The organism is Halorubrum sp. Boch-26 (assembly GCF_029889805.1).
In the GTDB taxonomy this organism is placed as follows: Archaea; Halobacteriota; Halobacteria; order Halobacteriales; family Haloferacaceae; genus Halorubrum.
The window spans coordinates 1-9,626 of the sequence record NZ_JARANT010000100.1 but is presented as its reverse complement, the minus strand read 5'-3'; the positions used below and the strand labels follow the sequence as shown (position 1 = coordinate 9,626).

At 69.9% G+C, this 9,626-nt stretch carries 9 protein-coding genes and 1 pseudogene; 3 read left to right on the top strand and 7 right to left on the bottom strand.

The features are described from left to right. From OQF71_RS12435 to hisB, 5 genes and pseudogenes are all read right to left on the bottom strand, one after another. Positions 1-638 (bottom strand): annotated as a pseudogene (locus OQF71_RS12435) (S9 family peptidase); the annotation flags it as partial. 92 nt (positions 639-730) lie between these two features. After that, positions 731-1,339, bottom strand: coding sequence for an IMP cyclohydrolase (locus OQF71_RS12430; protein ID WP_280588044.1), 609 nt, complete (start codon positions 1,337-1,339; stop codon positions 731-733). A gap of 435 nt (positions 1,340-1,774) precedes the next feature. Then, positions 1,775-2,374, bottom strand: a complete 600-nt coding sequence (gene cgi121, locus OQF71_RS12425) for a KEOPS complex subunit Cgi121 (RefSeq protein ID WP_280588042.1) — start codon at positions 2,372-2,374, stop codon at positions 1,775-1,777. Next, the gene (locus OQF71_RS12420; RefSeq protein ID WP_280588041.1) at positions 2,371-4,836 is read right to left on the bottom strand and encodes an ATP-dependent DNA helicase; all 2,466 of its coding nucleotides are present in this window, start codon (positions 4,834-4,836) and stop codon (positions 2,371-2,373) included. The genes cgi121 and OQF71_RS12420 overlap by 4 nt, the downstream gene beginning before the upstream one ends. 83 nt (positions 4,837-4,919) lie before the next feature. Next, a complete protein-coding gene (gene hisB / locus OQF71_RS12415; RefSeq protein ID WP_280588040.1) occupies positions 4,920-5,516 on the bottom strand; it encodes an imidazoleglycerol-phosphate dehydratase HisB in 597 nt (198 codons plus the stop codon). A gap of 327 nt (positions 5,517-5,843) precedes the next feature. Here hisB and OQF71_RS12410 point away from each other — a divergent pair, with 327 nt between their 5' ends. The 3 genes from OQF71_RS12410 to OQF71_RS12400 are packed head-to-tail and all read left to right on the top strand — an operon-like array spanning position 5,844 to position 7,423. Next, positions 5,844-6,770: a tetratricopeptide repeat protein gene (locus OQF71_RS12410; RefSeq protein WP_280588039.1), complete on the top strand. Its 927-nt coding sequence runs from the start codon at positions 5,844-5,846 to the stop codon at positions 6,768-6,770. 22 nt (positions 6,771-6,792) lie between these two features. After that, complete coding sequence (locus OQF71_RS12405) at positions 6,793-7,092, top strand: DUF424 domain-containing protein (RefSeq protein ID WP_280588046.1); 300 nt, start codon at positions 6,793-6,795, stop codon at positions 7,090-7,092. A gap of 10 nt (positions 7,093-7,102) precedes the next feature. After that, the gene (locus OQF71_RS12400; protein WP_280588038.1) at positions 7,103-7,423 is read left to right on the top strand and encodes a hypothetical protein; all 321 of its coding nucleotides are present in this window, start codon (positions 7,103-7,105) and stop codon (positions 7,421-7,423) included. A gap of 29 nt (positions 7,424-7,452) precedes the next feature. Here the strand turns inward: OQF71_RS12400 and OQF71_RS12395 are convergent, their stop codons facing one another. Then, positions 7,453-8,562: an alanine--glyoxylate aminotransferase family protein gene (locus tag OQF71_RS12395; RefSeq protein ID WP_280588037.1), complete on the bottom strand. Its 1,110-nt coding sequence runs from the start codon at positions 8,560-8,562 to the stop codon at positions 7,453-7,455. A 492-nt stretch (positions 8,563-9,054) separates the two neighbouring features. Continuing rightward, the gene (locus tag OQF71_RS12390) at positions 9,055-9,312 is read right to left on the bottom strand and encodes a hypothetical protein (protein WP_280588036.1); all 258 of its coding nucleotides are present in this window, start codon (positions 9,310-9,312) and stop codon (positions 9,055-9,057) included. Positions 9,313-9,626 lie beyond the last annotated feature (314 nt).

The following is a 9,626-nucleotide window of genomic DNA, read 5'->3' as shown; positions in this document are numbered from 1 at the left end:
CCCCAGCCGGGCGCGGCGAAGCCGGCGTCGCGGGCGGTCACGCGCTCGACGCCCTCGGCGGAGTCCGGCGCCGCCGCGCCGTCGACCGCCGCGTCCGCGTCGACGACGTACACGCCGGACCACCGCCCGTCGAAGTACTCCCGTCCGGAGCGGTAGACGGTGCGGTCGATGACGCGAGGGTCGGGATGTCCGTCGGGCTCGTACTCCTCCGGCACCGACAGGTCCCGATCCTCGTCGCGGTCCTCGGCCGTCACCGACTGGACGAAGGCGATCCGCTCCCCGTCCGGCGACCAGGCGATCTCCGAAACGCCGCCGACGACGTCCGTGACCCGGCGGGCCTCGCCGCCGTCGACCGGAAGCACCCACAGCTGCTGGCGGTCGTCGTCGGCGCCCCGCGTCGAGGTGAACGCGATCCGGTCGCCGGACGGGCTCCAGCGCGGCTCCGCGTCTGACCCCTCGGTGAGGGTGAGCCGGCGAGGGTCACCGCCGGCGACGTAGACGAGGTACACCGTCGACTCGTACTCCTCGTCGTCGGTCGGCTGGCGTCGCAGGAAGGCGACCCGGTCCCCGTCGGGCGAGATCCGCGGGTCGGCGGGCTTGGCGATGTCGTGGTAGTCGGCCGCGGTGACGCGCTCCATGGAGACGGGTCGGCCGCCGCGGGCAAAAGGCGTCGGGAGCCGGAAAAGGGGTCGGCCGGGACGCCGCGGAGCCGCTCCCGCCTCGGGGGGCGCTACGCGTCGCCGTTATCGAACGCGAGCGTCACGCCGTCGTCGTCGACGGTCGCACCCGCGGCGCACACCGAGTGCTCGTAGTCGGCGTCGAGCACCTCGGTCGCCGCCGCGCCCGCGTCCGGACGCTCGTCGCCCGCCGCCGCGAGGGCGTACGGCTCCGGGCTGTCGGTCTCGTAGGTGGCGACGATCGTCGGCTCGTCGACGGGCTCGACGATCAGCGCGTCGCGGCGGACGACGCCGATCGTCGCCGTCTCGCTCCCGACGACGCCGGCGATCCGCGGCGTGTCGTAGTCGTCCTTCTCGAAGTCGAGCGCGAGCAGCGGGGTCGCCAGCGCGTCGCGCGCGGGGTAGCCGAGCTCCAGCTTCTCCGCGATCGGGTCGACGTGCGAGCCGTTGCCGACGACCGCGAGCGGCTCGTCGGTCGGCGTTCGCACCCGTCGCGCGCAGTTGTACGAGACGTACGGATTGTCCGTCTCCGGGGCGTCCGGCGTCGGTCCGACCGTGAGGGTCCCGTCGCGGTCGAGCACGCGTCGGTTGGGGAACGAGCGAGAGGAGACGCGGTAGGCGCCGATTCCGGGAGCGACGACGACGAATCGTCCGACGTACATACAGGTTCGTGGTTATTCGGGAGAGTAAAGCGCATCGATATACGCACGTTCGTCGATCGGTACGGCGTCGGTCGCGATCGGCGCGTCGGCCATTCTCACCCTGTGAACGCGTGGCAGAGGGCCGCCGACGCGCAACGCTTACAAACACGCACTGGCTATCGATGGTTGCGCACAGTCCATTGGGGTAGTGGCCAATCCTGAAGCCTTCTGGGGGCTTCGACCCTGGTTCGAATCCAGGATGGACTATTCTCGCGGTTCGCCCCGTTCTCGATCCCAAATACGACGGTCTGCTCCGGTTCATCTGCAAGGCCCGTTTCGGATGGTTCGCCTCGTTCGACTCGATCGTTTGCTTCGCCTGGACTCGGACACCGCTCACGTACTGCGGTTTCCAGTAGAAATGAAGGGGTATGCGAACGGATCTCTCCGTGCTCTCGATCACTTCTCGACGTCGAGCAGCGCGACGCGCTCACGGACGATATCGGCCAGGCCGCCGGCCGTCGCCGCGAGCTCGCGGTCGGCGACGCCGTAGAACTCCCTGACTTTCCCCGTGTCGAACCCGGTGGCGTCCGCGGCCGGCGTCGTCAGTTCCTCGACCGACGCGACGGCCGCGTCGAGGTCCGCGGCGGGTCGGTCCGCGCCGTCGACGCCGCCGAAGTCGGCGACGAGCACGACGGCGCGCTGTTCGCCCTCCGAGACGCCGAGCGTCAGCGCGCGGTCGATCTGTCGCCGGCCGGCCGCGTACAGCAGGATCTCGACGCCCGGATCGCGCGCGACGGCCTCTCCGCGAGCGATCGCCCGGGCGGCGAGACGGGTCGCCGCTCCGAGGTGCGCGTCGGAGACGACGAGGTCGGCGTCGAACGCTTGGACGACCGCCCCGGTCTCGGCGCTTATGTCGGCGAGTCGGGAGAGAAACGCGTCGAGGTCGTCGATCGCGACCGTCCCGCGGACGAGGCGGTGGGGCGGTGTCGACGGACGTGGAAGCGCGTCGTCGACGCCGTCGTCGCCTCCGGCGGTCGCTCCCGCCTCGTCGCTCATTCGAAATCACCCAAACTCGCCTGCCCGTCACCGCTCTCGTCGCTCGCGGAGCCCGCGGTCGCCGCCGCCGACGCCGTCTTGTCCGGCCGCACGTCGTCCATCGACGGGTCCTCGCGGCCCGCGTGTTCGAGAATCCGCTCCGCGGTGCGCTCGCGGCCGCGGAGCGCGCCGAGCACGACCGCCTTGTCGGCCTCGCGGAGGTCGGCGCGGGTCTCGACGCCGGCCTCGTACAGCCGGCGGGCGCGCTTCCGGCCGACGTTTCGGACGCCGGCCAGGTCGAGCAGCTCTTCGCGGACGCCGTACTCGATCCGCTTTCTCGCCTCGCGGACCGCGACGACGACGTCGCCGTCGACTCCCTCCACGTCGCGCGCGAGGGTCTCGGCCGCGCGGAGCAGCCACTCGGCGGTGTCGACCTTCCCGCGGATGTCGCCCGGACCGACGCCGTACCGCTCGGTGATGCGGTCTTCGTCGACCTCGTCCGCCCAGTCCTCGAGGAGGCGGGCCGTCTTGAGCGACGCGAGCCAGTCCTCGAAGCGCACGTCCTCGTACTCCGAGGGCACGTCGCCGAGGAACTCGCCCTCGCGCTCGTAGCAGAGCTCGGTGTACGTCTCGCGGTCCCCCGATTTCAGGTAGAGCTCGTACATGTCCGGGGTCCGACTGACGAGGTGGTAGAGGCTGAGCGGGGTGACCTCGGGCGACGAGGCATCGGACTCGCCGTCGGTCGCTTCGCCCGCAGCGGCCTCCGTCTCGCTGTCCTCTCCGTCCTCGCCGGCCCGCGTGTACGTCCCGAATCCGGGTTCGTCGCCGTCGTCGTCGGCGGTCCTGACGAACTCGCCGGACTCTCCGCCTCCCGCCGCGGTCCGACCGCCGTCCCCGACCGACCGCAATCCGTCGATCATCTCGGCGGCGCTCATCGGGTCGAGGTAGAGCCGCGAGACGGTGTGGCCGATGCCGGTCGCGGTCAGGCTCTCGCTCCGGCCGTCGCGGTCGCGGTCGACGAAGTCGTTGACGGCGAGGTAGTCGAGGACGGTGTCGGTGACGGCCGCGAGCCGCCCCTCGTCGTCCGTCTGGGTCGCGTAGAGGGTGTTGTCGAGGAACGAGAGGAGCCCGTCGCGGGTGGAGGCGAACCCCGAGGCGACCGTGGCGAGCACGTGGGTCCGGAGCGCGGGTTCGGCGGCGAGCTTCGAGCGGACCGGCTCGGGGTCGGCCCAGAGGTACCGCTCGAACAGTTCCTCCTTCGTGTCCGCGTCGTTCGCGAGCAGCACCGCCTCACCGTACGGGTCGAGCCCCGGTCGCCCGGCGCGCCCGCACATCTGGTGGACCTCCAGCACGTCGAGCGGTTTCATGCCGCCGAACTCCCCGTCGTAGCGGCGCCAGTCACGGACGATCACGCGGCGAGCGGGGGTGTTGACGCCGGCGGCGAGCGTCGGCGTCGCGGAGATGCACTTGATGAGCCGGTCGCGGAACGCGTCCTCGACGAGCGACCGGTGCTCGCTCGCGAGTCCCGCGTGGTGGAACGCCGACCCCTGTTCGACGGCGTCGGCGAGGTCCTCGGAGGTGTCGGTGTCGGAGACGCCGCGGATCTCCTCGGCGAGCTCCCGGAGCCGATCGCGCTCGTCGCCGGTGAGCCGCGAGCCGGTGACGTCGGTGAGCTTCCGCGCCGACGACTCGGCGTTGCGCCGAGAGTTGACGAAGACGAGCGAGGAGCCGCCCTGCCCGTCCTCCTCGGTGTCGAGCGCGTCGGCGACGAGCCGGGCGGTCTGGTCCTCGCCGCGCTCGACGGGGACCTCCCGCTTGCTCCCGTCGGCGAAGTCGATCGCGTTGCCGAAGTGGACGCCCATTCGGAGGTCGATGGGCCGCCAGTCGGACTCGACGAGCTCGGCGTCGAGCCAGTCGGCGATGACGTCGGCGTTGCCGACGGTCGCCGAGAGCGCGACCGTCTGGAGCCCGGGGTTCACCTTCCGGAGCTTCGCGAGGGTCACTTCGAGGGTGGGGCCGCGGTTCGCGTCGTCGACGAGGTGGACCTCGTCGCTCACGACGCAGGTGAGGTCGTCGATCCACGGGGCGCCGTTCCGGATCAGCGAGTCGACCTTCTCCGAGGTGGCGACGATGATGTCCCGGGTCGCCAGCCACTCGCCGTCGGACTCGTAGTTGCCGGTGGAGACGCCGACGGTGACGCCGTGGTCCTCCCAGCGCTCGAACTCGGTCTTCTTCTCGCTGGCCAGCGCGCGGAGCGGGACGATGTACAGCGCCTTGCCGCCGCGCTCGATCGCGGACAGCATGGCGAGCTCAGCGATCAGGGTCTTCCCGGAGGCGGTCGGCACCGCGGCGACGAGGCTCTCGCCGTCGACGACGCCGGCCTCGACGGCGGCCTGTTGGGGCGGGTACAGCTCCGCGACGCCCTCCGTTTCGAGCGCCTCGCCGACGCCCGCGGGGAGCCCGGAGAGCGAACTCGGTTGCATTACCGGAGGGTGGGTCCCGCCCCGATTTAAAGCGTCGGAACGGGGCGGTGGCCGGGGTCGGCGGTCGTCGGTGTCCCCCCGGCCTACAACTCGCCCTTCGTGCTCGGCGTGTCGCTGCGGCGCCCGTCGAGTCGCGTCGCGTCGTCGAGCGCCCGCGCGAGCGATTTAAAAAGGGCCTCCACCTCGTGGTGGGCGTTGTCCCCCGTCTCGACCGCGGCGTGAAGCGTCAGGCCGGCGTTGTGCGCCAGCGACAGCGCGAAGTGGTCGGCCATGACGCTGGTGAACTCCCCGACCGATTCCTGCGAGAACTCGCCCTCAAACTCGTAGTACGGGCGACCGGCCACGTCGACGACGACGCTCGCGACCGCCTCGTCGAGGGGGACCCGTCGGTCGGCGTACCGCCGGATGCCGCGCTTCTCGCCGAGCGCCTCGTCGAACGCCTCGCCGAGGCAGATCGCCACGTCCTCGACCGTGTGGTGGTCGTCGATCTCGGTGTCGCCGTCGCACCTGACGGTCAGGTCGAAGAGGCCGTGCTTGGCGAACGACGCCAGCATGTGGTCGAAAAAGCCGATCCCGGTGTCGACCTCGCTGTCGCCGTCGCCGTCGATCGCGAGCGTGAGATCGATCGTCGTCTCGCTCGTCTCGCGGGAGACCGCGGCCGTCCGGTCGTGATCGCTCATACCGGCCCGTCGCGGCGGATTCGTAAGTCGGTTGCGGGTGTGGCGGCGTTCGGGTCGGCGGGAGGTGACCGTCGCGTGGGAGGCGAGACTTCGGTTATAACTAGAACGACGGAAGTCGCAGCGCCGAGCGAAGCGAGGCGATCGCCTTCCGGAGCCTCCGAGTCGTCGCGGCTGGGGCTTTGGCGGTGGTCACCGCTGATACGCATTCACCGACGTATAAACAATCGGCCGGGCGCCGGAGAAGCTCACCGCGTCGCGGACACCAACTCCGTACTCGTCAGGTCGGCGACGCAACCCTTACGCGTCGTGACCGCCAAAACCCGGTATATGACCGACCAACGCGACGACGACCGCCACGAGTTCTCCGCGGGGCAGGGCGTCGACGCCGACTACGAGGAGTTCACCCTCGACCCAGAGGAGATCGACGCCGACCCGAACACGGTCGACCCCGTCGACTCCCGCGTGCTCACCGACATCCTCGACAAGCGCAACGTCGAGAGCGACGCCATCGACGTCGAGCGCCTGATCGACGTCGGGCTCTCGTACATGGGGATCAACCGCTTCGAGGAGGCGACGGAGACGTTCGAGCGCGCCGCCAGCTTCGCCGAGGAGGACTCGCTGGAGGCCCAAGAAGCGTGGGTGAACAAGGGCGCGGCCCACGCCGAGCTAGAGGAGTTCGACGAGGCGATCGGCGCGTATAAGGAGGCGCTGCGGATCGACGACGCCTCGGAGCACGCCGCGACCGCCGAGACCAACCTCGCGTACGCCCTCTGGGAGTTCGGCCGCACCGAGCAGGCGCTCGAACACGCCGAACGCGCCGTCGAGACCGACCCGCGCTTCGCCGAAGCGTGGTACAACCGGGGGTTCCTGCTCGTCGAGCGCGGGCTCGCCGAGGACGCCGTCACCTGCTTCGACAACGCGATCCGACTCGGCTATCGGAGCGCGGGCGTCCTCGAAGAGAAGTCGCGCGCCCTCGAAGAGGCGGGCGAGCACGAGCAGGCCGAGGAGGTCGCCGACCGCGCCGACGAGATCCGCCGCGAGGCGGAAGGGCAGATGGTCGAGGAACAGACGGGTCAGGCGCCCGGTCCGGGCGGTCGCGGCGGGCAGGGCGGAGCCGGCGGTCGGCCGGGTACCGGCGGTCAGCCGAGCGGTGGCCGCGGCGAGCCGGGCGGCCGACCCCGCGACGAGGAGCGCGGCGAGGGCGCGGAGGCCCCGGAGCGAGAGCTCCAGGGCGAGGGGCCCGAGGGCTTCTGAGATGGGCGACCGGGCCGCCGAGATGCTCCTGCGCGAACGCGAGACCGCGGAGGGAACCCTCGTCTCCGTCTGCGACGCCGACTGCCTCGGCGAGACGTACGAGGACGGTCCGGTGACGCTCACCGTCACCGAGGAGTTCTACGGCGGCGACGACGCGGTCGAGGCGAGCGCCGAGGAGGTCGTCGCCGGGCTCCACCGCGCGCAGGTCGCGAACATCGTCGGCGTCGAGGCCGTCAGCGTCGCGGTCGAGGCCGGGCTCGTCGACGAGGAGACGGTGCTGGATGTCGAAGAAACCCGACACGCACAACTGCTCTGGCTGTGACCGGGGCCGTATGAAGCGACTCACGAGAGCGGAACTGGCTGACCGTCTGGGCCCGCTCCCGCCGTCGGACGCGTTCTGGAACCGCGCGATCGAGGCCGACCGCGCCGTTATCGGCGTTGCCCCGGCGGTGGTCGGCGAGGACGGGAAGGACGCGGAGCGCTCCCGTCGGAACCGACGCCGACGCGGCGTGTCCGGGCCGGACGGCCCGCTCTCGACGGGCGATATCGTCGATGTCGGCGACCACTCGTTCGTCGTCGTCGCGGTCGAGGAGACCGAAGCCGGCGGTCGGCGGTACCGGCTCGACTTGGTCGAGCCGCGGCACGACGAGTGAGCGAAATCAGGTGAAAACGGCCGGTCGCGCTACAGGTCCGCGACGTCTTCGATCGCGTCGGTGAGCTCCTTCACGCTCTCGACCGTGTGCTCGCCCATGTGACCGATGCGGAACGTCTCCTCGGCGATGTCGCCGTAGCCGTTCGAGAAGGCCATGTCGTACTCCTCGCTCACCTCCTCGATGGTCGCGGCGATGTCGATCCCCTGCGTGTTCTCGATGCAGGCGACCGTCTGCGACTCGTACCCCTCCTCGGGGAACATCGCGAAGTGCTCGTCGGCCCAGTCGTGGACGTACGCCATCATCTCGCGGTGGCGCTCGTCGCGGGCGCGGTGGCCCTCGTCGAGCATCCGCTTCATCTGCTTGCGGTACGCTAACATGATCGGGATGGCGGGCGTCGAGTGGGTCTGGCCCTTCCGATCGTAGTAGTCGATCGCTCGCCGGAAGCCGCCGTACCACGAGGAGTCGCCCTTCTCGACCTCGCGGTCGTAGGCGTCGTCGCTGACGACGCAGACCGCGAGCCCCGGCGGCATCGCGAACGCCTTCTGCGTGGACGCGAAGATCACGTCGATGTCGTGCTCGTCGATGTCGACGTAGTCGCCGCCGAGCGACGAGACGGCGTCGACGGCGAAGTACGTGTCCGGGTACTCGCTGATCACGTCGCCGATCTCCTCGATCGGGTTCCGGACGCCGGTCGACGACTCGTTCATCACGCCCGCGACCATGTCGTACCCCTCGTCGCTGGCTTCGAGCGCCTCGCGGATGTCCTCCGGCTTGACCGCGTTCCCCCACTCGTACTCCAGCCGGGTGACGTCCTTGCCGAGCCGCTCGGCGACGTTGGCGAAGCGCTCGCTGAAGCTCCCGCAGGTCGGCACCAAGACGCGGTCGTCGACGAGGTTGAGCGTCGACGCCTCCCAGAACTCCGTGCCGGAGGCCGTGAGGATGATCACGTCGTTGTCGGTGCCGAGGAACTCCTTCGTGTCCTCGACGATGGTCGTGTAGAGGTCGGTCATCCGGTCCATCCGGTGCCCGAACGTCGACTCCGTCATCGCCTCGATGACGTCGTCGCGGACCTCGGTCGGCCCGGGGATGTACAGCGTCTTGTCGTCGTAGTCGTCGCGGTATTCGCGTTTCTCTGTCACGGGATCCACCTGATGGATCGTATCGGGTCGCGAGAGGGTATGGTCCTTATGATACGCTCAAAAAGGGGTGTGACGGGGAGCGCGGCGGGGTGTTTATAAATAATCGACGGCTGACGTGGTGGCGCGCGCCTCCGAGTGGCCGGCAGGCCACGAGGAGCGCGTGCGAGGGACGCAGTGAGCGCTCGAAGAGCGCGAACCGCGAGGCTGGGGAGGCGTGAGGTGCTGTGCGGTTGCGGTCGGGTGGGACTCAAAGGGGCAGTCGCGAGGACGAAGCACGCTGCAGCAAGCACCGCAGGGAGCGAGTGAAACGAGCGACTGAGGAGCGCAGCAAAGCGCGCGAGTCCTCGCGGCTGGGGCTTTGGAGGTGGTCACCGCCGGTCTGCCAGCAACCACTTATAAGCGAGCGGCTGGGGCTTTGGCGGTGTTCACCGTCGATCCCTACTCGACTCGTTACAACCGATCAATTGCTGAAACCCACTATTCCGACGCGTCTCACTTCCAGTGCCAGAAGTCGTTCCCGTCCTCCTCGACGGGGTCGGTGCGCTCGCGAAGGTCGACGACGTCCGCCTCGGTGGGCTCGGTGTCGTCGGGCAGCGCCTCCATGCAGTCGAAACAGAGGAAGAACTCGGCGCCGTCGGAGAGCTCGAGGGTCATTCCCTGCGTCGACTCGAACGCGAAGTTCCACAGGTCGCCGATCCCGCCGGCGATCCTGACGGACCGCTCGCAGACGTCACACGACTCCGAGGCCATACGCCGGGTAGAGGTTCGGAGCGGTAATGCGTGTCGACAAGGACGTGATCGACAGGAGATCGGCAGCGGACGGGTTCAGAAGCCCAGCCGCTCGCTTATAAATAGCTGATTTCGGATCGGCGAGGAACACCTCCAAAGCCCCAGCCGCGACGACTCGGGGGCCTTGCTGCGTTCCTCGCTCGCGGTGCTCGCTGCGGTACTTGCTGCGGCCACCTTCGCCCTCGCGGCTGCCCCTTTGAGCCCCACCCGCCCGCACCGCAACCGCAGCCACACCCCGTCCCCGACACGGGGGGGGGGCCACGGTAGGCGGCGCG

Coding starts and splice junctions, on each gene's coding strand:
- hisB (WP_280588040.1), bottom strand. CDS start 5,516: ATGAGCGATCACGACCGGACGGCCGCGGTCTCCCGCGAGACGAGCGAG.
- OQF71_RS12390 (WP_280588036.1), bottom strand. CDS start 9,312: ATGGCCTCGGAGTCGTGTGACGTCTGCGAGCGGTCCGTCAGGATCGCC.
- OQF71_RS12410 (WP_280588039.1), top strand. CDS start 5,844: ATGACCGACCAACGCGACGACGACCGCCACGAGTTCTCCGCGGGGCAG.
- OQF71_RS12420 (WP_280588041.1), bottom strand. CDS start 4,836: ATGCAACCGAGTTCGCTCTCCGGGCTCCCCGCGGGCGTCGGCGAGGCG.
- cgi121 (WP_280588042.1), bottom strand. CDS start 2,374: ATGAGCGACGAGGCGGGAGCGACCGCCGGAGGCGACGACGGCGTCGAC.
- OQF71_RS12405 (WP_280588046.1), top strand. CDS start 6,793: ATGCTCCTGCGCGAACGCGAGACCGCGGAGGGAACCCTCGTCTCCGTC.
- OQF71_RS12400 (WP_280588038.1), top strand. CDS start 7,103: ATGAAGCGACTCACGAGAGCGGAACTGGCTGACCGTCTGGGCCCGCTC.
- OQF71_RS12430 (WP_280588044.1), bottom strand. CDS start 1,339: ATGTACGTCGGACGATTCGTCGTCGTCGCTCCCGGAATCGGCGCCTAC.